Raw genomic sequence first — 22,243 nt, forward strand, 5'->3', positions numbered from 1 at the left:
GACGGAGGCGGCCACGCGCCGGCGATCGACGACGCGCACCGGGCGCGGTCGGCCCTCCGCCTCACTCCGACTCGTCGTCCGGCACCGTCAACACCGGGACGGGGGAGGTCCGGACGGTGCGCTCGGCGACGCTCCCGAGCAGGTAGCGCTCGACGCCCGTCCGCCCGCGCGTGCCCATGACCACGAGGTCGAGGTCGTGGTCCGCGAGGTACGACTGGATTCCCCGGGCGGCCGACGAGCCGACTTCGGCGCGCTCGACCGTCTCCACGCCCGCCGCCTCGGCGACGTCGGCGGCCTCCGCGACGGCCTCCTCGGCCGCCGACACGAGGGCGTCGGTGCCCGAGTACGCCTCGGCCCCGACGCTGCCGATGTCGACGACGGAGAACAGGTGGAGCGTCGCGCCGCTCCGGGACGCCAGCGCCACGGCGCGGTCGAGCGCCTCGTCGGCGCGGTCGCTCCCGTCGGTCGGCACGAGGACGTTCCGGTAGGGATACCGCGCCGGCTCGCCGTCCGGTCTGAGGCTGAGCACCGGAACGGTCGACCGACGCACGACGTGTTCCGTCGTGCTCCCGAGGAGCAGCCGGTCGAGCCCCGTTCGCCCGCGGGTCGGCATGGCGATCAGGTCCGCCTCGTGGTCGGCCGCGTACGCGACGATCGTTTCGGCGACGCCGCCCTGGAGCACGGCCGTGACGGTCTCGACGCCGCGGTCCGCAGCCCGGTCCGCGGCCGCCTCGACGACCTCCTCGCCCTCCTGTTCGAGCACGTCGACCACGTCTCGGCCGACCCGCGTGACGCTGTCGTGGGTCGTGTCGGCGACGTTGAGGACGTGGACCGTCGCGTCGTGGTCAGCCGCGAGGTCGAGGACGTGGTCGAACGCCGCGTCCGCCCCGTCGCCGCCGTCGGTCGGGAACAGGATCCGGTCGAACATACGCGGAGAGTCGCGACCGACTCATAAAAAACGCCCGCGCCGCGGTGTGAGTCTCCCGCTCGTCGGCGCCCCCTACTCGCTGGTCCGATCGGCGTTGTCGTCGGGGTCTCCGCCGTCGCCACCGGTGTCGACGCTCCTGCCATCCCCACCTTCCGACCCCTCACCGCCGTCGATCCGGTCGATCTGCACGGTCGAGATCCGGGCGCCGTCGACGGCCGTGACCTCGAAGCGGTGGCCGCCGGCCTCGGCGACGTCGCCCGTCTCCGGCGTGCGGCCGAGCCGGTCTAACACCAGTCCGCCGAGCGTCTCGTACCCGTTGCCCTCGAGGTCGGTCCCGAGGGCGTCGTTGACGACGGACAGCGAGACGGAGCCGTCGGCCTCGTACGCGCCGCCCTCCTGGGCCCGGATCGTGTGCTCGCCGTGGTCGGCGTCGAACTCGTCGCGGAGGTCGCCGACGAGCGCCTCCGTCACGTCCTCCACGGTCACGATCCCCTCGAAGGCGCCCCACTCGTCGACGACTGCGGCCATCTGGCGGTGCTCCTCGCGGAACTGGACGAGGAGGTCGCCGATGGTCGTCGTCTCGGGGACGACGACCAGGTCGCGCGCGAGGTCCGCGGCCGTCGCCGACTCGTCGCCGGCCTCGCCGGCGCGCAGCACGTCCTTCACGTCCACGAAGCCGACCACCCGGTCGGCGTCGTCGGCCGCCACCACCGGGTATCGGGTATGGCCCGCGTCGAGCACGGTCGCGCGGATCGCGGCGAGGTCGGCGTCGGCCGGGATGCTGGTCACGTCCGGCCGGGGGACCATCACCTCCCGGACCACGGTGTCGTCGAGTTCGAAGACGGCGTCTATCATCTCGACTTCGGCGTCGGCGACGTGGCCCGCCTCGCCGGAGCGCGCGAGGACGCGTCGGATCTCCCGCTCTTCCATCGTCTCGTCGGTCTCCGAGGCCGGCGGGACGCCGATGGCGCGCGTGAAGGCGTTCGCGGCCCCGTTGAACACGACGATGCCTGGCGAGAACAGGTAGTACGAGAGCTTCATCGGCGGGGCGAGCAGCAGCGCCATTCGCTCGGCCTGCGCGATGGCGATCGTCTTCGGCGCCAGCTCGCCGAACACCACGTGGAGGAACGTGATGACGCTGAACCCGATCGCGAACGCGACGAGGTGGACGGCGCTCTCGGGGAGCACGGTCCCGAGCACCGGCTCGATGAGCGCGGCCACCGCGGGCTCGCCGATCCACCCGAGCCCGAGCGATGCGAGCGTGATCCCGAGCTGGGTCGCCGCGAGGTAGTCGTCGAGGCTCCCCATCACGTCCTGGAGCGCGCCCGACCCGGGGCGGCCCTCCGCGGCGAGCTGCTCGACCGAGGTCGACCGGACCCGGACGAACGCGAACTCCGACGCGACGAAGAAGCCGTTCAAGACGACCAACACCAGCGCGCCGACCACTCGGCCGACGGAGACCGCGACGGCTACCATCGGTGCCTCCGTGTCGATCGGAGCGCAGGGGAGTCGCAGACCATGCCGCCGGTTCGTCGGCACGACACTAAAAAGGGCGGCGTCGCCGGCCGCGGCCCTCCTCGCCGACGCGCTCGCCGACCGCGAGGCGGTCGCGCTCGCGGAACCCGGACCGTTTATTCCCCGCCGCGCCCGAGCGCGGGCATGCTGATCACGCTGGAGGGGCTCGACGGGAGCGGGAAGACGACCGTCTGGGAGGCGCTCCGCGACGCCTACCCCGACGCGACGTTCACCCGCGAGCCCACCGACAGCTGGTACGGCGAGGCGGTCGACCGGTCCATCGCGGTCGACGACGCCGACCCGCTGGCGGAGCTGTTCCTGCTGACCGCCGACCACGCGAATCACCTCTCCGGGACGGTCGCGCCCGCGCTCGCCGACGGCGACCTCGTCGTCTCCGACCGCTACTCCGACTCCCGGTTCGCCTATCAGGCCGCGACGCTCGACGCGAGCGACGTCGCCCTCGACGGGACCGACCCGCTCGAATACATAAAAGAGATCCACGCGCCGTTCTCGCGGCCGCCCGACGCGACGGTCTACCTCGACCTGGACGCCCGCACCGCCGCCGAGCGCGCGGGCCGGACGAACAAGTTCGAGCAGGACGGCTACCTCGCGGCGGTCCGGGACAACTACGAGCGGCTGATCGACGCGGAGCCGGACCGGTTCGTGCGCGTCGACGCGACGCGGTCGCCAGAGGTCGTCACGGCCCGCGTCGAGGAGGTCATCGACGAGCTGGTCGAAGCATAGGTCGCCGCCGATCGAAGAACAGGCCGCCGCCGCCCCGGGCGAGGCCGATCCGTCCCTCCGCTACTGCGTGTCCGGGAGCTCGTACTCCTCCGGGGAGGGCACGTAGAGGTAGTCGATGGCCGCGCCGAGCACGAGCGGCAGGAAGACGAGCAGTCCGAAGAGGACGGTCGTGCTGCCGAGGACGACGCCGGCGCCGACGTTGAACAGGCCGGTGAACACGAGCGTCGAGATAAACAGGAGCATCGGTGTCAACACGATCGTGTACACCACCGACCCCCACGACGTCGACAGTCGAAGCCGGAAGAAGCGGGTCGTCACCCCGACGACCAAGGTGTGGAACGCCATCAGGGCGAGGAGGCTGACGTACCCGATCAGCGCGAGCATACCCGCCGTACGGGCTCCCGCCATTTGCCCCTATCGGCCGGCGCGGCGGCGGCCCATTTAAAAACTACCGCCCGCGAAGCCGATCGGAACGCGCCGTCGTCTCTGGGTTCCGATCCGCCGCCGCTCCCTTTTAAAATCCCCCGTCGTTCCCCTGCCGGCGCGCCGCCGACAGCAGCCCCGCCACGGGGTCGACGTACTCGTAGCCCGGGATCACGCCCTGCACGTAGGTCCCCTCGACGAAGTCGATGAGCGCCCCCGCGTCGTCGACGCCGCGCCGCTCGTTGATGTCGGTCAGCTCGAACTCGACGGCGATCTCGTCGTCCCCGACCGCGACTTGCGGGTCGAACTCGCGCTCGGCGCGCGTCACGCCGCCGACGTCGACGACGCGGAGCTCGAACGTCTCGGCCCACCCCTCCTCGACCACGTCGGCGACCTCGTCGGCGGTCGCCGCCGAGAGGGTCGGCACCCGGACGGTGACGGCGAACCGCACCCGGCCGTCTCCCGCGGGCTCGGCGCGCACCTCCCCGTCGAACGCGGTCGTTTCCGAGGTCCACACGCCCTCCCCGTCCGCGGGCTCGAAGGAGCCGTGGTCCGCGAACGCGCGGCGGACTCGGCCCGGCAGATCGGTCTCGCTCATACCGGAGGGAGGCGCGGCGCGACCAAAAGCGCGTTGCGTCACCGGTAGTGGCACGCCGGGCCGCTACTGGTGGCCCTTTGTACCCGGACGAGCAACGCGGCGTATGGCAGCGCAGTTCCTCTCGACGGAAGCGCTGATCGACGCGCTCGCGGACGCCTCCTTCGACCGTCCGCCGGCCCTCGTCAGCAACGCCCACGTGACCGGACTCGGCGTCGCGCGCGCGCTCGACGCCCACGACGTGCCCGTGATCGCGCTCGACCGCGCCGGCGACGGCGCGGGCGGGGGTGACGGTGGAGCCGACGCGTCCGGCGCGGGCGACCCGGGCGGGAACGCCGACGCGGTCCGCCACGACGGCCTCGCCCCGCCCTCCGACGCGGTCGACTTCGCGGGCGCGGTCACCTACCCCCTCGACGACCTCGACGGGTTCCGCGAGGACGTGGAGGCGGTCGTCGACGCCGCGGGGACCGAGGCGGTCGCGTTCGGCTGCATGGACGAGTGGGCGCTGGCGTACGCCGAGGCCGACCCCGACGGCGTCCGGCTCCCCTTCTCCGGGGTCGACACGCTCGACGACGTGTTGAACAAGTCCGAGCTGTACGCGACCTGCGAGGCGCTCGGCGTCCCGTACCCGGAGACGTATCGGCTGGCGGAGACCGCGGACGCGGCGACGCGGAAGGCGGACGCCACGGTCGAGGAGGCCGCCGCGGCGCTCGGCTTCCCGCTGGTGGTGAAACCCGAGCTCAAGCGCGACTTCGAGGAGGCGCTCGGCACCAACGTGATCGAGGTCGCCGACCGCGACGAGCTGGCGGACGTCGTGGCGGCCGCGAGCGACGAGGGGATCGCCGTGATGGCGCAGAAGCGCGTCGAGGTCGCGACCGGTCGGGACCACTCGCTCGCGTCGTACGTGCCGCCCTCGGGGACCGACGACGCCCTCGCGGTCGTCGGCAACGCGGCGGTCCGGTACCCCCAACAGTTCGGGACTTCCTGTCTGGTCGAGACGGCCGACGAGCCCGCCATCGAGGGGCGGGCCCTCGCGGTGCTCGACGACGCCGGCTACCACGGGATCAGCGAGGCCGAGTTCGTCTACGACGCCGACCGCGACGAGTTCCTCCTGCTCGACGTCAACACCCGCCCGTGGAAGTGGATCGGTATGCCGGTCGCCGCGGGCGCGAACCTCCCGATGGCCGCCTACGCCGCGGTCACCGACGCGACGTACGAGTCGTCCGGAACCGAGCCGACGCGGTGGGTGTTCCTCCGCGATTACCTCTCTCTTTTAGCGGGCGACGACGCGTTCTGGGACCAGCTGTCACCCGCCGACTGGCGGCGGCTCGTCTCCGGCGCGTTCGAGCGCGAGGGCGATCTGACGACCGGGGCGTACCGACCCTCCGACCCCGGCCCGGCCGCGAAGCTGTTCGAGACGGAGTTCGTCGACCGCGAGTACTACTGCGCCTGCTGAGCGGGCGGCGGTCATTCTTCCGTGGGGGCAGCCAAAGCACGCTCGGAACCTCCGCCGACCGCGCGCCCGAGCACACGGTCGCTCGATGTGATCGAAGAGACCATTACCGCACGGCTCGATGCGGAACGCACTCCCTCCGAGGACACGAGAGCGTGAGCAGACCGCGAGAACTCCCCGAACACGTCGACCACTACGCCACACTCCGGCCCGCCACCCCATGACGAACGTTCTGCAAATTGCGTTCTACGTCTTCTTGACGGGGATCTTCGGCACGGTCCTGATCGGGTCGCTGACTCGGAACCTCCAAGCGGTCGTGAACGGGATCGCGTCTCTCGTCGTCGCCGCCCTTCCGACGCTCGCCGAAATCGCGATCGCGTTCCGGAGCGGGGCGGACGTCGCGTTCGGGCCCGCGCTCTCCGCGTGGATCGCCGTCGCGGGGTTCCTTCACATGCTGGGGATGCTGGGATGGTACGACACCGTCTCCTGGTGGGACCATCTCACGCACGCCGTCTCCGCCGCTCTCGTCGCGGCACTCGTCTACGCGAGCCTCCAGGTCCCGTCCCCGCTCGGATCGCAGGTCGCGGATCCCTACGCGGCCCTCTTCACCGTCCTGTTCACGCTCGGTGCCGGCGTCGTCTGGGAGTTCGTGGAGCTGGCCGCCCGCGAACTCGGCGAGTACATCGACAGACCGCCGGTGCTCGAGTACTACGGGCTCCGCGATACGGTCCTCGACATGGCGTTCAACGGGGTCGGCGCCGTCGGCGTGGTCGCGCTCGACGTCCGCGTGTTCGTCTCGGTCACAGAGCAAATCCCGCGGATCGCCGAAACGGCCGTCGTCGGGGGAACCGTCCTCCTGTTCGTCGGCGCACTCGCTCTCGGAGTCGCTCTCGAGACGATCCGGAACGCCGCGACCGATACCTGAGAAAGAGTCGGGGCCGGCGGAATCCGCGGCTGCCGGCACGAACGGCGCGTTGTACGCGGAATTACGACGTCGACGGCGACATCTGGATGTTGAGGCTCTTCTGGACGAGCTGGGTGAACGCCATCGAGCACAGGAAGTACCAGAGGATCCACATCTGGATCGGACCGACGATCCCCGTGTCCCACGTGACGGTCCCGGCGAGCGGCACCACGAGCTCTTGGGCCGCGATCTCCGGGTACGCGGAGTCGGACCCGCGGTAGCCGATCACCCAGAACATCCAGAGGAACGCCGGGATGGTGAGGAACATGATCCACACCATCGGGCGGAACTGCTCTTTGAACATCCCGAGCTGGTCGCCCATCGCGTCCATCTGCTCCTCTTGGATGGCGTCTAACGCCGCGTCGTCGTCGCGCTCCTTCGCCTCCTTGCGGCGCTCCTGGATGTCCTGCATCCGCTCTTGGTACTGGCTCATCTTCTCCATGTCCATGAGTCCCGCGCGCAGGAGCGTGGAGTACATCCCGGTCCCGAGCGCGATCACCATGATGACTACGTAGAAGGGGACGACGTTCAGCAGGGGCCCGAGGACGACGTCGATCGCCCCCGCGATCGTGTCCCGGACCGGTCCGACGGCGTACCCGACGAAGGCGCCGAGCGTCGCGACGCCGGCGAGCTTGTCCCACTTCGTCCACGACGTCGTCTCGGGGGTCTCGACGTCGCCGCCACCGCCGCTCCCGTCGTCCTCGCTCAGTCCCGCCTCGATCTCGTCGGGGTCCGCGAGCGCGAAGCCGCGCTCGCCGTCGACGAGGATCTCCTTCTCGATGAGGCGGCCCCACTGGCCGCTGGTGATCTCGTCGCGGACGTCGACCCACTGGACCTCGCCGTCGGTGGCGCGGTCGAGGACGATCTCCAAGGCGTCCCGCATCTCGCCGTCCTCGCTGACGAGCGAGCGGACTCTCCGTTCGACCTTACTCATTATCGGTCGGTTAGCGGTCGACGGTTAAGAACCTTGTAGGATCGGCGTCGCGGCCGGTGTGTCGGGCCGCGGCCGATACCGCAGCCGGTGTGTCGGGCCGCGGCCGATACCGCAGCCGGCGTCGCGGCCGCTCACCGCGCTCCAGCGTTACGCCTCGACGACGTCGCGGATCCGGGCGAAGACCTCGTCCGGGGCCGCCTCGCCGTCGACCTCGACGAGGACGCCCTCGTCGCGGAAGTGGTCGATCACGGGCTCGGTGTTGTCGTAGAAGACCTGGAGCCGCTCGCGGGCGGTCTCCTCGGTGTCGTCGTCGCGCTGGATCAGCTCGCCGCCGCACTCGTCGCAGACGCCCGCCTCCTCGGGCGGCTGGAAGTCGACGTGGAAGTTCGCGCCGCAGTCGTCGCACACCCGGCGGCCGGTGAGTCGGTCGACGAGCACCTCCTCGTCGACGTCGAGAAAGACGACTGCGTCGAGCTCGGTGATCTCCGAGAGGTACTCGGCCTGATCGAGGTTGCGCGGGTAGCCGTCGAGCACGAACCCGTCGGCGTCGTCGAGCGCGGCCTCGACGATCTCGTTGACGACCGGATCGGGGACGAGCTCGCCCGCCTCCATGAACGAGCGCGGCGTGCCGTACTCCGTCTCCATGTCCTTGTTCGCGCGGAGCGCGTCGCCGGTCGTGACGTGCTCGACGCCGTACTCGTCGGCGAGCTTCGCGCTCTGCGTCCCCTTTCCGGCACCGGGCGCCCCCAGCAGAAGGATTCGATGACTCATACCGGAGCGCTCGCCCGCCGCACGTAAAGGCTTGAAGATCCCGGCGAGCGAGGGGTGCCGCCGGTCGGCGCGCTCACGGATGCGATGGCCGTATTCGCCTCGCTATCGTCGTATTCCCTGTTATCGTCGCTCTCCCTGGCTTCTCGATCGTTGTCGCCCTCGCCGGCTCCTCGGCCGTTGTCGCTCTCGCCGGCTCTCACCCCTCGTCGTCTTCGTCGGTCCCGTCCTCCTCGTCCTCGTTCAGCCGGAGCCCCATCTCCAGCTCGAAGCTCTCGGCGTTGGAGGTCTCGAAGCCGATCTTCTTGTACAGCGAGACGGCCGCGCGGTTCCACCGCTCGACGGTGAGCCACACCTTCTCGACCCCCTCCGCCTGCCCGTGGCCGAGCAGGCCGCGGATGAGGTGGGTGCCGATCCCGGCGCGCTGGTACTCCTGATGGACGAAGATCGCCAGCTCGTAGGCGTCGCCGTCGGGCACCAGCGTCGCGTGCCCCGCGACCTGGTCGCCGCACCACGCGATCACGTTGTAACAGTCGTCGTCGAGGATCGCGTCTAACCACTCGCGGATGCGCTTCTCTCCGCCGGGGGGGATCCCCTGCGCGCGGTCGGACGGGTCGAAGGCGTCGTACATCTCGACGAGCGACTCGTACGCGGCCTCGGAGCCGCCGTACGGCCGTATCTCGACCGTCCGATCCTCCCGGTCGGTGAACTCGGTGGGAGGGGCGGGGAAGTCGTCGGCGGCCGCGTCCGGGTAGCGTCGGTCGCTCATCTGACCAGCGTGACCGACGTCTTGGCGTTCAACAGGACGAACTCCGCGATCGGTCCGAGCGTGATCTTCCCCATCGGGCTGGTGTGGCCCCCGCCGAGGACGATCTTCTCGAACTCCTCCCGTTCGGCGATTTCAACCAGTCTGCTCCCGGGGTCGCCCTCGACTCGCCTCACGTCGGCGTCGATTCCCGCGTCGTCGATCGCCTCCCGGGCACGCTGTATCACCTCGTCGGGAGCGACCGACGAGTCCTCGTTGTCGACCACCGCCACCGTGAGATCGTCGTTCGCGACCGCCGCCCGCTCGACGGTCTGATCGAGCGCGCGGAACGAGTCGTCGCTACCGCCGATCCCGCAGAGCACCTTCATACGACGCACGTCCACACGACGGTACAAAAGTGGTTCTCCGCGGGCGACGCTCGCCGCCGGCTGGCGGACCAGCGCCGCCGCTTCGGTCGACGCCGGCGCGCCCGTCGCGCCTCGCCGCCGCTCCCAGCGGCAACCCTTTTGTTCGGGGGTCGGGTTGATACCACCATGAACGACCAGCCCGGTCCCGCGTCGGACGACGCCGCGGGGTCGGACCCCGACGGCGAGCCGCCGGCCGGAGACGAGGGGGCTCCGGGGTCCCTCGACGAGTCGCCCCCGCCGCGAGATGCCGACGGCGACGAACCTGCCGCCGACAGCGACGCTGCCGCCGACAGCGACGCTACCGCCACCGACGGTGACGAACCCGCGGCCGGCGGCGACGCGACCGCCGACGTCCCGCCGGAGGTCCGCAAGTACGAGCGGTTCAAGAAGATGGACGGCGCCCGCTACGAGCGCGTCAACGACTTCCTCCGCGACCGGACGTACGTCACGGCCCGCGAGTGGGCGATCGCGCGGCTCTGCGCCGACTTCCGCACCGAGACGGGCGTCGAGATGACGAAGATCGGCGAGAACCTCCCCGAGCTCGTCCCCTTCATGACCGACACGTACACCCCGCAGGCGGTCAACCAGGCGCGCTACTCCTTCGAGGAGAAGGTGACGAAGGCGGGCGCCACGTTCCTCTACGGGGCGATGTCCGGCTTCTTCACCGCCGAGGACCTCGACGAGATGATGTACGAGGTGACGGAGGTCGCGAAGTTCCTCCTCGAGGTCGAGGGGGTCGACCTCGCCGTCGCCGACGAGCTGGAGGCCGAAGACAAGATCAGCGAGGTGATGCGCGAGGTGCGCGCCTCCTCGGCCGACCTCCGCGGCGAGGAGGTTCGGTGCCCGGAGTGCGGGCACGTCCACGAGCCGGCGGAGGACTGACGATGGAGCGATTCCCCGAGGCGCTCGACGGCATCCCGGACGCGGTCCTGATCATCGACGCCGAGGGGGTCATCCGCGCGGCCAACGAGCGCACCGAGTCGGTGCTCGGATACGACCCCGACGAGCTGGAGGGGCGGGAGTTCGAGACGCTGCTGTTCGATCCCGACAGCGGCGCGGCCGGTCGCGAGGTCCACCGGTACGTCGTCGACCCGGAGCCACGCTCGATGTCGGCGAGCCTCGACCTGCACGCGCGCCGCGCGGACGGCACGGAAGTGCCGGTGACGCTCAGCCTCGGCCCGTTCGAACGCGACGGGGAGACGTACCTGGTCGTCACGCTCGTCGACGTCCGCGCGGAGCGCGCCGAGCAGGCCGAACTGCACCGACGGACGCAGACGCTGGAGGCGCTCCACGAGGCGACGCAGGACCTCCTGAAGACGACCGACCGAGAGGTCGCCGCGGAGGCAGCCGTCGAGTACGTCGAGGAGGTGCTCGGTCACACGATCGCGGGGATCTGGCTGTACGACGAGGACGAGGCGGCTCTCATCCCGGTCGTCTGGACCGCCGGCGCCGACGAGGTCGTGGGCGACCACCCCACGTTCTCGGCCGACGAGCGGAGCATCTCGTGGCAGGTGTTCGACTCCGGCGAGCCGGAGTACGTCGCCGACACCCGCGCGGAGCCGGACCTGTACAACGCCGACTCGCCGATCCGGAGCGAGCTCGTCCTCCCGCTCGGCCGCTACGGGATCATCAACGTCGGCGCCACGGAGCCCGACGCGTTCGGCAAGTCGGACCTCGCGGTCGCGCGGATCTGGGCCGCGACGGTGACGATGGTGTTCGTCCGGATCGAGCGGGAGCGCCAGCTCCGGGCCCGCGAGGACGAAATCGCCCGCGAGCGCGACCGCCTCGAGGAGTTCGCCAGCCTCGTCTCCCACGACCTCCGGAGCCCGCTCAACGTCGCGGCCGGGAACCTCGACCTGATCCGCGAGCGCCTGAGCGAGGAGCAGACGGAGGCGCCGGAGGTCGACGCTGTCGAGCGGTCGCTCGAACGGATGGAGGCGCTCGTCGAAGACATGCTGACGCTCGCCAGACAGGGGAAACGCGTCGACGAGACGGAGGCCGTCTCGCTGCGCGCCGTCGCCAAGGAGTCGTGGGAGAGCGTCGACACCGCCGCCGCCGAGCTGACCGTCGCCGACGACCCCGTGCTCCGGGCCGACCGGAGCCGGCTGCGACAGGCCCTCGAGAACCTGTTCGCCAACGCGGTCACCCACGGGGGCGCGGACGTCAGCGTCGAGGTCGGCGCGCTCGACGACGCGGAGGGCGGGACCGGCTTCTACGTCGCCGACGACGGGCCGGGGGTCCCCGACGAGGTGCGCGACGACGTGTTCGACACGGGCGTGTCGACCGACGAGGACGGGACCGGGTTCGGGCTGAAGATCGTCGCGGAGGTGGCCGACGCGCACGGCTGGTCGGTCGAGCTTGTCGACGCCGACGGCGGCGGCGCGCGCTTCGAGTTCCGCGGGGTCGAGCGGGACGAGCTCGACGACGCCGGCGGCGACGGCGATGCAGCTGATCCTGACGACGGCGACGGCGCTGGCTCCGACGATGTCGCCGACGCCGCTGATCTCGACGCCCCGGCGGCCGACGGTGACGACTGAACTCAGATCCCCTCGAACGACGGGAGGTGCCACGCCGAGACGCCGCTCTCGTCGATCACTACGTCGACGTTGGGGGCGCGGTCGGCGCCCGGCAGCCCGACCTCGATCCGTCCCTGTCCGGTGACGCCGTCGTCCTCCATGCTGGCGGTGACGCGGTAGCTGCCGCGGACGTCGGTGATCGCCAGCAGCTCGACCGCGCTCTCCGGGTCGAGCGCGGCCGTCGTCGAGCAGACGAGGTCGCCCTCCTCGCCGGTCACCTCGGCGACGTCGGCGTCGGTCGCGTCAGTGGTCGCAGCGTCCGACTCCTCCCCGACGCTCCGCCGGACGACGGTCACCGCGAACTCGCGCGGCTCGTCGGTGACGTTGCACAGTCGGACGCCGAGCGGCGGCGACGCCGTCTCGTCCGGCGGGCGGTCGGACGCGCCGGGGGCGACCCGCCGCCGCGTCACCGGCAGCCGGAGCGTTCGATCCGGAGCGACCAGGTACGGCACCGGGCGGCCGTACAGCTCGCCGACCGACCTGGCGCCGTCCTGCTCCTCGTACACCGTGCCGGCGTGCTGGGCGGTCGCGAAGTAGTCGCCCCCTGAGGCGCGGTCGAACGTCGCGACGGCGTCGACGGTCACCTCGGTCGCTCCCTCCCTCGCGTGGCGGTTGTGCACCCGTACCTCCTCGTAGTCGGCGACGTACGCGGCGACCGACTCGGGGGTCAGGTCAGCGGGCCGCTCCGGGAGGTCCCGCTCGGCGACTCCCCCCTCGCCGGGCGTGACGAGGTCGGCGCAGCCGGCGAGGGCGCTCGCTGCACCGCTCGCTCCGACGAGGAACGAACGCCTGTCCATACACCTTCTCCGACTGACACCTCAAAAGACTCCCGATGACACAAACACGCGTTTGTGTGTCGCTCGCGGCGTCTTACTCCGGGTTCGACCGCACCGCGCCGCCGTCCGCTATTTATAACTCCAGCGTGTGGTGCGTCACCGCGTCGACGCCCGTCGCCACGTCGCCCCCGACCGCTCCGTCGGCGTCCGCCCCGAGGGTCGCGACGCGGAAGTCGTTGTCCGCGCCCTCGCCCGGGATCGGGAGGCCGCCGGGGTTCACCCGGACCGTCCCGTCGCGCTCCTCGACGCCGTGCGCGTGCGTGTGACCGTGGAACACGTAGTCGTAGTCGCCGCAGTCGACGAGGGCGTCGACGACGACGCCGCTCGTCCCGTGGGTGACCGCGACGTCGACGGCGTTCCCGCCGCCACCGAACGAGAGCGTCCCGGCCTCGCCGAGGTAGGTGCCGAACGACTCGACGGTCGACTCGACCGCCCACTCCCCGTCGTTGTTGCCGCGGGCGGCGTAGAAATCGAAGCCGGCGTCGGGGTCGTCGCCGCCGACGTCGAACGGAGTCACGGAGAAGGGCGCGACGAAGTCGCCGCAGTGGACGACGGCGTCGACGCCCTCTCGGTCGAACAGCGCTACGGCCGCCTCGACGGCGGCGAGGTCGTCGTGGGTGTCGGAGACGATGCCGACGAGCATGGCTTCGCGGTCGCGGCGGAGCCGAATAAATCCCGCGCACGTTCGGATTCGACAATCGCTTCCGGGGCTGTGTTAGGAAACAATAGTTTTTGGTATCCCCATTCCGGATCGGGGCGTAATGGTGGAGCACACCCGGACGCTCGATTTCAAAATCGCCTACGCGATCGGTCTCGGCACGATGATCGCGGCGGGGATCTTCTCGCTGTCGGGAACGGCGGTCGCCGAGATCGGGAGCAGCGCCGTGATCGCCTTCGTCCTCGCGGCGGTGGTCGCCGGCCTGACCGCGGCGTCGTACTCCGAGTTCGCGTCGATCTACTCCGAGAACGGCGGCGGCTACCTGTTCTCCTCGCGGACCTTCGAACACGACACGCTGGTGTACGTCGTCGGCGCGATGCTGTTCTTAGGCTACACCGGTACGACCGCCTTCTACCTCGCGACGATGGACGAGTGGGTCGTCCGGTTCATCCTCCCGGAGTCGCTCCACTTCCTCCCGCACGGGACTTCCGGCGTGCTCGCCGCCCTGCTGCTCGGCGCGCTCAACGCCAGGGGGACCGAGGAGAGCGGGACCTTCCAGCTGTTCGTGACGGGCGCGAAGGTGGCCGTCCTCCTCGCGTTCGTCGGCGGCGCCGTCGCGTTCCGAGGGCCGTCCGTCGCCGTCGGCAACTTCTCGGCCGGGTTCACGACCGACCCGATCGGGATCGTCTCGATCGCCGCGCTGGCGTTCATCACCTTCTTCGGGTTCTCCGCGATCGCCGCGAGCGCCGGGGAGATCATCGAGCCCCGCCGCACGGTACCGCTCGCGATCGGCGCGAGCATCCTCACGGTGACGGTCCTCTACGCGCTCGTCATCGTGTCGATGGTGAACTCGCCGGTCCCGGCCGAGGTCATCGCGCAGGAGGGCGAGACCGCGATGGGGCGCGTCGCCGCCGGCTTCCTCGGACCGATCGGGCGCTCGCTCATCGTCGCCGGGGCGATCTTCAGCATGGTGAGCGCGTCGAACGCGAGCATCCTCGCGGCCAGCGGAATCGGCTCGCTGATGGGCCGGCAGGGGCAGGCGCCGCGGCCGTTCTCGCGCATCCACCGGCAGTACGGCACCCCGTTCTGGAGCGTGATGTCGGCGACAGCGGTGATCGTCGCGCTGATCGTCGTGTTCATCGGCCTCTTCCCGGCGGAAGGCGGCGCGGTCCCGTTCGATCTCACGGTGTCGTTGCCGGCGCTCGGGCCGCTCACTCTCACCGACTTGGGACTGACCACGCTCACCGGCTTCGCGACGCTGAACCTGCTGTTGCCGCTCTCCGTGGTTAACATCGCGCTCATCTACTCTCGGCGCCGGTACCCCGACCTCGAACGCGGGTTCCGGGTGCCGGGCGTCCCGGTAATTCCGATCGTCGGGGTCTTCGCGAACGTCGCGCTCATCACCAACCTCCCGGTGAAGGGCGTCGTCGTCGGCGTCTTCCTCGTCCTCGTCGTGCTCGCGGGGTACCTGGTCTGGGGCGGCGAGCCGGACATGGACGAGCTGTACGAGGAGGTGGTTCCGTCCACCGAACCTGAAGGCCGAGCGGAGACAGAGGGAGCGCCCGAGGCCGAGGTCGGCGCCGCCGAACCCACTGCCGTGTCGGCGGGCGCCCCGGAGGTGCCGAGCGAGGACTCCTTCCGTATCCTCGTCCCGGTCGCGCGGCCGGAACGGGCCGTCAGGTACGTCCGGTTGGCGGCGGCGATCGGCGAGTACCAGCCGGGAGAGACGTTCGTCGACGTGATGACGGTCACGCAGATCCCCGAGCAGACGCCGTACGAGGCGGTCGAGGAGATCACCCGCGGCCGGGTGCGGCGCATCCAGGACCTGCTGGCGGCCGAGGACCTCGACGTGCCCTACGCGGTCGAGGGACACACCTGCCGGGACGTCGGATTTGACATCGTCCAGACGGCCCGGAACGAGGAGTCGGCCCTCGTGTTGATGGGGTACCCCGAGGAGCACACCGAAGTCGCCGAGCACGTGGAGTACAAGTCTCCGTGCGGAGTGCTGTTCGCGAGCGGCGTGCTGGACCCGGACGTCCTCGACGTGGTCAACATCGGGGCCGGCGGCGGCCCGCACCACATGGACCTGCTCTCGCTCATCGACCGGATGGGCGAGCAGGACGCGGAGATCCACGTCATCAACATCACGCCGGAGGGCGGCGAGGGCCGCCCGGAGAACGCGGAGGCGACCGTCTCCGGCCTTCCGCACGCGTCGTCGGTCCAGATCCACAACATCACCGCCCAGACGATCGCCGACGGGCTGGTGGATCAGGCGAGCAAGAACGGCGGTATCCTGCTCATCGGGGCCACCCGGACCCGTCGCCTCCGGCGCCGCGTCTTCGGGAGCACCCCCGACAACGTGATCAAACTCGCTCAGGGGAGCGGCGTGCCGGTGCTGGTGTACTCGAGCCCGCGCGGAGTGCAGGGGCCGATCGAGGAGTACGTGTACCCGGTGTACCGGTACCTCAAGGGGATCCAGCGCAGTCCGACCCAGACCGGCGAACCCGAGGCGGAGGAGTAGCTCCGACCGTCGTTCGGGGACGTACGCCTCGTGCGTCACCGGTGACGAGACCGCGCGCCCGACTTGGGGAATATATAAACAAATCGGCCGACGACCGCGTTCTCACGTCCCGTAGATCCGGTTTCTAATTTAAATTAATCACCCGTTCATGTTCGGCCATGACGAGAGACGACGACAACGCCGGTCGACGCACGGCTTCCAGACGCGGGTTCCTCTCGGCGGCCGCGGCGCTCGGGACGGTCGGACTCGCGGGCTGCGGCGCCCCGCGGGCCGAGAGCACCGCGGCGGCGGAGAACGCGGCCGGCGGCGGCGAGGCGGCGACCGAACGGGTCGCGGAGTGGTCGGGGAGCGACGCCACCGGCGTGGCGACGGACCACCCGTACACGACGCCCCGGACGACGATCGATCTCGACGAGCGCGACGGTCAGATCACGGTGTCCACGACGCCGTGTCGCCACCGGCTGCTCGGCGACGAGACGCAGGGCGGCCCCTGGGAGCTGCCCGAGGTCTGGGCGTGGCAGACGCCGGACACGGACCCCAGCGTCCCCGGCCCGCTGCTCCGGGTGACCGAGGGGACCGAGATGGAGATCACCTACGACAACTCGGCGCACAACCGCCCGCACACGTTCCACGTCCACGGGCTCTCGAAGAGCTGGATGGACGACGGCGTCCCCACGACGACCGGGCAGCAGGTCGCACCCGGCGAGAAACACACCTACGAGATCACCGCGAACCAGCCCGGCACCCACTTCTACCACTGCCACTACCAGACGCAGAACCACCTCGACATGGGGATGTACGGGATCCTCCGCGTCGATCCGGAGGGGTACGAGGCCCCCGACAAGGAGGCGTTCATGACGATCAAAGACTGGGACACCCGCCTCTCCGCCTCGACGGCCGGCGGCGACGTCTCCTTCAGCCACCGCGACCGCAACCCGGACGCGTTCACCGTGAACGGCCGCTCCGCGCCGTACACCTTCCACCCCGAGCAGGGGTCGCCGCTGATCGTCGAGGAGGGCGACCGGGTCCGGATCCACTACGTCAACGCCGGCTACGAGTCGCACGCGATGCACACCCACAACCACGGGTTCACCGTCGTCGAGAAGGACGGCGGCGTCATCCCCGAGGCCGCCCGGCACCGCGAGGACGTGATCCCCATCGCGCCCGCCGAGCGGAAGACGATCGAGTTCACCGCGGGCGCCGACCCCGGCGTGTACGCGCTCCACTGCCACAAGGTGAACCACGCGATGAACGGCGACACCTACCCCGGCGGGATGATCGGCGGGATGGCCTACGAGAGCGTCACGGACACCGAGCAGTTCGCGTCCGTGATGGAGATGGCCGGCTACGAGGCCTGATTTTTGCCGGCTACGAGGCCCGACGTAACCGCTCGCTCGAAGCGAGCGACCGGCCGCTCAGGCCGAGTCGACGCCGGCGGCGATCTCGCTCGACTCCGACTCGGTGCTCGGTCCGTCTCCCCCGTCGCCCTCGCGCTCTGCCTTCCGACGGTTCCGGACGGTCAGCGCAGCGAACAGGGCGAACCCGACGCTACGGAGGGTCAGGTCGAGCAGGAGCGCGTTGACGGAGACGGTCACGCCGACGAGCCCGAGCGTGTCGAAGACAGACTCGGAGAGCAGCCTCGGCGCCATCAGCAGCAGCGAACTGAGGGCGAACGCGGCCCGACCGACGCGGCCGACGCGCGCGTACAGCGTCCCGATGACGGTCGCGCCGAGCGCGACCACGCCGAGGAAGACCCCGATGACGGGAACGATGATCTCGGGGACCGAGTAGGAGAGCTCGGCGAGGTCTTGGAACCCGATCACGCGGTACCGTTCTCGAAGCGGCAGCTCGGCGGCGTTCGCCTTCTCGCGCAGCAGGACGATCCCCGGCGCGAGCACGAACGCGAAGGGGACGATCGCCTTGTTCAGCGACAGCGAGAACGCCTTCACGCCGGTCTCGAACGGGTCGGACTTGGCGACCCCGCTGGCGGCGTACGCCGCCACGGCCACCGGCGGCGTGATGTCGGCGATCACGCCGAAGTAGAGGATGAACAGGTGGGCGGCCAGAAGCGGGATGCCGAACTCCACGAGCGGCGTCGCGAGCATCGAGATGAGGATGATGTAGGTGACCGTCGTCGGCATCCCCATCCCGAGGATGATGCTCGAGACCGCCGTCACGAGCAGCATGATCACGATCGAGCCGCCCGAGAGCGCCAACAGCAGCGAAGTCAGGTTGGGGCCGAGCCCGGAGACGCTGATGACGCCGGGGATGATCCCCGCGGCCGCGACCGCGACCACGACCGGGACCGCGGTGCGCGCGCCCTGCTCCATCGACGTGACCACGAACGTGCCGAGCTTGAACGGCTGGCTGTCCTCCAGGTCCCGGCCGGTTCGATCGCCGATCGTCTCGGCGGTGTCCCGGACCGAGGGGTTCAGGTCGAGCAGCGACGCGTCGAGGTCGGGCTTTGACAGCAGCGTGATCACTCCCGCGAGCATCGCGTACCACTCGATCCCCGCGAGCAGGGCGGTGGCGGCCTCGCCGGGCGGGAGCCCCGCACCGCCGGCCCCGGTGACGAGGCCGACGACGTTCACGCCGGCCACCGCGTGGCTCGCCAGCTCGACGCCGACGATCGCCGCGAAGACGGCGAGGAGGCGGAGCCGCGTCTCCTCGCTGTACGCCGAGACGAGCGCGATCAGCCCGACGAGCGCCACGAGCGTGAACCACGCCGACCGTGAGACCGAGAGCCGCTCGATGATGAGGTAGTACAGGAGGAGCACGATCGGGACCAGGTAGAACCAGCCGCGCTTGAGGTGGCTCCAGAGGTCCACGGTGTCCGCGTCGGAGACGCCGCCGATCCCCGCCTCGACCGCCTTGAGGTGGACCATCACCCAGACGCCGAAGAAGAAGACGATCGCCGGGATCGTCGCGATGATGATGATGTCGGCGAACGGCGTCGCCGTGTACTGGACCATCAGGAAGGCGGCCGCGCCCATCACGGGCGGGAGGATCTGTCCCCCGGAGGACGCTGACGCCTCGACGGCGCCGGAGAACTCCGGCGAGTACCCCGACCGCTTCATCAGCGGGATCGTGAACGCGCCGGTCGTGACCGTGTTGGCGATCGACGACCCCGAGATGGTTCCCATGAACCCGCTGGCGAGGATGCTCGCCTTGGCCGGGCCGCCCTTGCGACCCCCGGTGAGCGCGTACGCCAGGTCGATGAACCACTGGCCGGCCCCGCTCATCTCGAGGAACGAACCGAACAGGATGAAGATGTAAATGAAGCTCACCGACACCGTCACCGGAATGCCGAACACCCCGTTTTCGGTGTTGTACCAGAGGTTTTGCACGATGTCCGGCCAGGTGAGCTCCGGGATCGCGAGCAGCCCGAGGAACGGCGTGCCCGAGCTGATGAGGTACCCCCAGCGGGCGTAGACGATGAACGTGGCGACGATGATCATCAGCGGGAGGCCGAGCGTCCGGCGGGTGGCCTCCAACACCAGCAGGACACCGGTCACGCCAAGAATCATCGCGTAGGAGTACTCGCTCACGAACGGGACGCCGCCGAGCAGCGGTTGGAGGAACGCGTACACCTCGGTGATCGGCCGCCCCGAGTCGACCCCGAAGACGCGCATGTTCTGGATCTCCGCGAACTCCGTCAGGAAGTAAAACGCCGACAGGAACGCCGCGACGATGAACACCAGGTCCGCCGGCGTCACTCTGTCGCGGTCGGGGTCGAGGAACGCCCAGCGCAGTCCCGCCCGACCCCGTTCGAGCAGTCGCGTGACGGGGTTCCCCTCACCGAGGCGACGGGACGCCGCCGGCGCGACCCGACCGAGCGCCTGCGCGACGAACCCGTCGCCGGTGCTCACCGGGAACAGCAGGAACGTGAGCACGAGCGCGAAGGCGACGTGGATCGCGTTCGCCTGCAGGAGCTGGAGCGAGACCTGCCAGGGGGCGAGCGCGATCCCCGCGATCTCGACGGTCGGAAGCCAGACCGTGAACGTGAAGCTCCGCGCGGCGAGGAACAGCTGGAAGACCGAAAACGCGATCCCGATCACCGCGACCGCCACCGCGGCAGCCCCCTGCAGCGAGCGGCGGCGCTCGATCTCCTGTATCAGCTCGTCCGCCTCCTCGCGGGAAATTTCCTCGGGCGTCCCGTCGTCCGGCGGATCGTCGGCACCCGGGTCGTCGCCTCCGGGGCCGTCGCCTTCGGGCTCGTCTTCTCCGGGGCCGTCGTCTCTGGGCTCGTCGCTTCCGGGACCGCCGTCGTTCGGGTCGTCGATACCGCCGTCTGTTCGATGGGTCTTGGTCATAGGATCATCTCGAGAAGCGACCGTCGTTCGATGTGCAATTTCACGTCGTTGCCGTCCGTGACCGCCACGAGGTCGTATCGCCGGTCGTCGACGATCAGCGTGTGGTCGGCGATCCGTCCCGGCGAGACGGAGAGCTCGTCGAGTGCCGTGATCGGCTCATCGGGCTCGTACACGAACGTCCCGTTCACGTTCGTGACGTTGACGCGCGCGGGAAGCCCCCAGCCGTAGGACTCGAACTCCATCCGCGTGTTCACGAGCGTTTCCCCGTCGACGCGGTACTCGTCGTACACCCGGGACTTCTCGACGCTGTGGGTGTACTCGAGCGCAACCGTGCTCCCGTCGTTCACCGGCTCCGCGACGTATCGTTCGCCCGTCTCGATGTCCTCGACGACGAGGGCGGCGCCGATCGGGGCGGTCACCGCGACGACGACGAAAGCGAGCACTCCGAGCGCGAGGATCGCGGCACCGACGTTCGGCTGAGAAAGGCGGCCCATGTCTTCGAGTGATTCCGGTGGTGTCGGGGTTGGACAGCTCGTGAGGCAGTTTGAACAGGACGCGACCGGCCGTCGGCGGCGCGGTCCCCCGCGATCGACGGGGAGCGTCCCTCAGTGGAACCGATACGACTCGCCCGCGGCCCCGTACGAGCGGCCGATCCGCGTCGGGGCGGTCCTCGGAGCGTCTACGCGTCGAAGTAGGACGCCGCTCCCTCGTGCAGCTCGATGGACATCCCGTCCTGCGCGCTGTCGACGGTGATGAAGTCGGTCTTGATCGTGAGCTCGTCGAGGTTGTCGAAGATGGCGGCGGTGACCGTCTCGACGGTGTCGGCCGGCACCCCGGCGTTCGTGGCGATCATCGCCTGCACGGCGACGGTCTCGATGTCCTCCTCGACGCCGCTGTACGTGCCGCCGGGGATGGTGTCGTTCGCGAACCAGGAGGCGTCCTCCTTGACGGCCTCGCGGTTCTCGCCCGAAATCGGAACGATCTCGATGTCGTTCGTGTTCGCGAGGTCCTCGATCGCGCCGACCGGCCAGCCGCCGACGACGAAGGCCGCGTCGATGTCGCCGTTAGCGAGCTGTTCGGACGCCTGCGAGAAGCCGGCGTTCTGCTCGTTGTAGTCGGTGACCCCGATCGATTCCAGAATCTGCACCGCGTTGACCTGCGTCCCCGACCCGAGGTCGCCGGTGTTGATCGTCGCGCCGCTGAGGTCCCCGACGGAGGAGATGTCGTTCTCCGCCAGCGTGACGAGCGTGATCGTCTCCGGGTACAGCGTCGCGACGCCCTGGAGGTTCTCGATCGCGTTGTCCTGGAAGGCGTCGATGCCCGTCCCGTTCTTCGCGAACGAGGCGATGTCGTTCTGGATCAGCGCGAAGTCGGCCGACCCGTCGGCGAGGCTGCCGACGTTCTCGACGCTCGCACCCGTCGACTGGACGTTCAGCGAGAAGTCGGTGTTCGCCTCGACGATGGTCTTGATCTCGTTCGAGAGCGGGAAGTAGGTCCCGCCGGTCCCGCCCGCGTGCCAGCTCAGGCGGCTTTCGGTGCCTCCGCCGTCGGACCCGTCGCTCCCGTCGGAGCCGTCGTCGCCGTCGCTGCCGTCGCTCCCGTCGGAGCCGTCGCCGCCGTCTCCCGAACAGCCCGCGATGCCGACGAGGCCCGCGGCTGCGGCTCCTTTAAGAATCTTTCGTCGATCGATACCATCGGTGTTGTAATCGTCCGGCATAGTTTTAGGATCCGATCACTTCCCTATGTATCTGTCGGTGGAATCTCAACGGAGCAGACGCAGTTTAAATACCGCTAATCCGCCATATTCCGGCTGTTTCTGCCGCTAAAAGCCGCGATCCCGTT

General features: G+C 69.9%; 20 protein-coding genes. 7 read left to right on the forward strand and 13 right to left on the reverse strand.

What is annotated here, in order from left to right:
* Positions 1–61 precede the first annotated feature (61 nt).
* Both Hrr1229_RS10335 and Hrr1229_RS10340 read right to left on the reverse strand, forming a co-directional pair.
* Complete coding sequence (locus tag Hrr1229_RS10335) at positions 62–928, reverse strand: universal stress protein (protein ID WP_123112971.1); 867 nt, start codon at positions 926–928, stop codon at positions 62–64.
* 72 nt (positions 929–1,000) lie between these two features.
* Entirely contained in the window at positions 1,001–2,404 is a 1,404-nt protein-coding gene (locus Hrr1229_RS10340) for a hemolysin family protein (protein ID WP_123114865.1), read from the reverse strand.
* Positions 2,405–2,587: 183 nt separating this feature from the next.
* Here Hrr1229_RS10340 and tmk point away from each other — a divergent pair, with 183 nt between their 5' ends.
* Positions 2,588–3,187, forward strand: coding sequence for a dTMP kinase (tmk, locus tag Hrr1229_RS10345; protein ID WP_123112970.1), 600 nt, complete (start codon positions 2,588–2,590; stop codon positions 3,185–3,187).
* Positions 3,188–3,247: 60 nt separating this feature from the next.
* On the opposite strand, the gene Hrr1229_RS10350 is transcribed toward tmk, so the two are convergent.
* Both Hrr1229_RS10350 and Hrr1229_RS10355 read right to left on the reverse strand, forming a co-directional pair.
* The gene (locus tag Hrr1229_RS10350; RefSeq protein ID WP_123114864.1) at positions 3,248–3,571 is read right to left on the reverse strand and encodes a hypothetical protein; all 324 of its coding nucleotides are present in this window, start codon (positions 3,569–3,571) and stop codon (positions 3,248–3,250) included.
* Between the two features lie 130 nt (positions 3,572–3,701).
* Complete coding sequence (locus tag Hrr1229_RS10355) at positions 3,702–4,208, reverse strand: DUF5813 family protein (protein ID WP_123112969.1); 507 nt, start codon at positions 4,206–4,208, stop codon at positions 3,702–3,704.
* A gap of 103 nt (positions 4,209–4,311) precedes the next feature.
* On the opposite strand from Hrr1229_RS10355, the gene Hrr1229_RS10360 reads away from it, so the two are divergent.
* Positions 4,312–5,661: a carboxylate--amine ligase gene (locus Hrr1229_RS10360; RefSeq protein WP_123112968.1), complete on the forward strand. Its 1,350-nt coding sequence runs from the start codon at positions 4,312–4,314 to the stop codon at positions 5,659–5,661.
* 217 nt (positions 5,662–5,878) lie between these two features.
* Complete coding sequence (locus Hrr1229_RS10365) at positions 5,879–6,583, forward strand: hypothetical protein (RefSeq protein WP_123112967.1); 705 nt, start codon at positions 5,879–5,881, stop codon at positions 6,581–6,583.
* A gap of 61 nt (positions 6,584–6,644) precedes the next feature.
* On the opposite strand, the gene Hrr1229_RS10370 is transcribed toward Hrr1229_RS10365, so the two are convergent.
* The 4 genes from Hrr1229_RS10370 to Hrr1229_RS10385 form a co-directional block, all read right to left on the reverse strand.
* Positions 6,645–7,556 carry a DUF106 domain-containing protein gene (locus tag Hrr1229_RS10370; protein WP_123112966.1) on the reverse strand — a complete coding sequence of 304 codons (912 nt, stop codon included), beginning with the start codon at positions 7,554–7,556 and terminating at the stop codon, positions 6,645–6,647.
* 147 nt (positions 7,557–7,703) lie between these two features.
* Entirely contained in the window at positions 7,704–8,327 is a 624-nt protein-coding gene (locus Hrr1229_RS10375; RefSeq protein WP_123112965.1) for an adenylate kinase, read from the reverse strand.
* Positions 8,328–8,523: 196 nt separating this feature from the next.
* Positions 8,524–9,093 carry a GNAT family N-acetyltransferase gene (locus Hrr1229_RS10380; RefSeq protein ID WP_123112964.1) on the reverse strand — a complete coding sequence of 190 codons (570 nt, stop codon included), beginning with the start codon at positions 9,091–9,093 and terminating at the stop codon, positions 8,524–8,526.
* The gene (locus Hrr1229_RS10385; RefSeq protein ID WP_123112963.1) at positions 9,090–9,458 is read right to left on the reverse strand and encodes a universal stress protein; all 369 of its coding nucleotides are present in this window, start codon (positions 9,456–9,458) and stop codon (positions 9,090–9,092) included. Before Hrr1229_RS10385 ends, Hrr1229_RS10380 begins: the two co-directional genes overlap by 4 nt.
* 165 nt (positions 9,459–9,623) lie before the next feature.
* Here Hrr1229_RS10385 and Hrr1229_RS10390 point away from each other — a divergent pair, with 165 nt between their 5' ends.
* Complete coding sequence (locus Hrr1229_RS10390) at positions 9,624–10,379, forward strand: DUF5806 family protein (RefSeq protein ID WP_123112962.1); 756 nt, start codon at positions 9,624–9,626, stop codon at positions 10,377–10,379.
* A 2-nt stretch (positions 10,380–10,381) separates the two neighbouring features.
* Positions 10,382–12,034 carry an ATP-binding protein gene (locus Hrr1229_RS10395; RefSeq protein WP_123112961.1) on the forward strand — a complete coding sequence of 551 codons (1,653 nt, stop codon included), beginning with the start codon at positions 10,382–10,384 and terminating at the stop codon, positions 12,032–12,034.
* A gap of 2 nt (positions 12,035–12,036) precedes the next feature.
* On the opposite strand, the gene Hrr1229_RS10400 is transcribed toward Hrr1229_RS10395, so the two are convergent.
* Positions 12,037–12,870, reverse strand: coding sequence for a hypothetical protein (locus Hrr1229_RS10400; protein ID WP_123112960.1), 834 nt, complete (start codon positions 12,868–12,870; stop codon positions 12,037–12,039).
* 112 nt (positions 12,871–12,982) lie between these two features.
* Entirely contained in the window at positions 12,983–13,552 is a 570-nt protein-coding gene (locus Hrr1229_RS10405; RefSeq protein WP_123112959.1) for a YfcE family phosphodiesterase, read from the reverse strand.
* A 118-nt stretch (positions 13,553–13,670) separates the two neighbouring features.
* On the opposite strand from Hrr1229_RS10405, the gene Hrr1229_RS10410 reads away from it, so the two are divergent.
* A complete protein-coding gene (locus Hrr1229_RS10410; RefSeq protein WP_123112958.1) occupies positions 13,671–16,088 on the forward strand; it encodes an amino acid permease in 2,418 nt (805 codons plus the stop codon).
* Between the two features lie 158 nt (positions 16,089–16,246).
* Positions 16,247–17,446, forward strand: a complete 1,200-nt coding sequence (locus Hrr1229_RS10415; RefSeq protein ID WP_123112957.1) for a multicopper oxidase domain-containing protein — start codon at positions 16,247–16,249, stop codon at positions 17,444–17,446.
* Positions 17,447–17,503: 57 nt separating this feature from the next.
* On the opposite strand, the gene Hrr1229_RS10420 is transcribed toward Hrr1229_RS10415, so the two are convergent.
* The 3 genes from Hrr1229_RS10420 to Hrr1229_RS10430 form a co-directional block, all read right to left on the reverse strand.
* Positions 17,504–20,401, reverse strand: a complete 2,898-nt coding sequence (locus tag Hrr1229_RS10420; RefSeq protein ID WP_123112956.1) for a TRAP transporter permease — start codon at positions 20,399–20,401, stop codon at positions 17,504–17,506.
* On the reverse strand, positions 20,398–20,895 hold the full coding sequence (locus Hrr1229_RS10425; RefSeq protein ID WP_123112955.1) for a DUF1850 domain-containing protein: 498 nt from the start codon (positions 20,893–20,895) through the stop codon (positions 20,398–20,400). Before Hrr1229_RS10425 ends, Hrr1229_RS10420 begins: the two co-directional genes overlap by 4 nt.
* A 185-nt stretch (positions 20,896–21,080) precedes the next feature.
* Positions 21,081–22,118 carry a TAXI family TRAP transporter solute-binding subunit gene (locus tag Hrr1229_RS10430; protein WP_123112954.1) on the reverse strand — a complete coding sequence of 346 codons (1,038 nt, stop codon included), beginning with the start codon at positions 22,116–22,118 and terminating at the stop codon, positions 21,081–21,083.
* Positions 22,119–22,243 lie beyond the last annotated feature (125 nt).

This window comes from Halorubrum sp. CBA1229, assembly GCF_003721435.2.
GTDB lineage: Archaea > Halobacteriota > Halobacteria > Halobacteriales > Haloferacaceae > Halorubrum.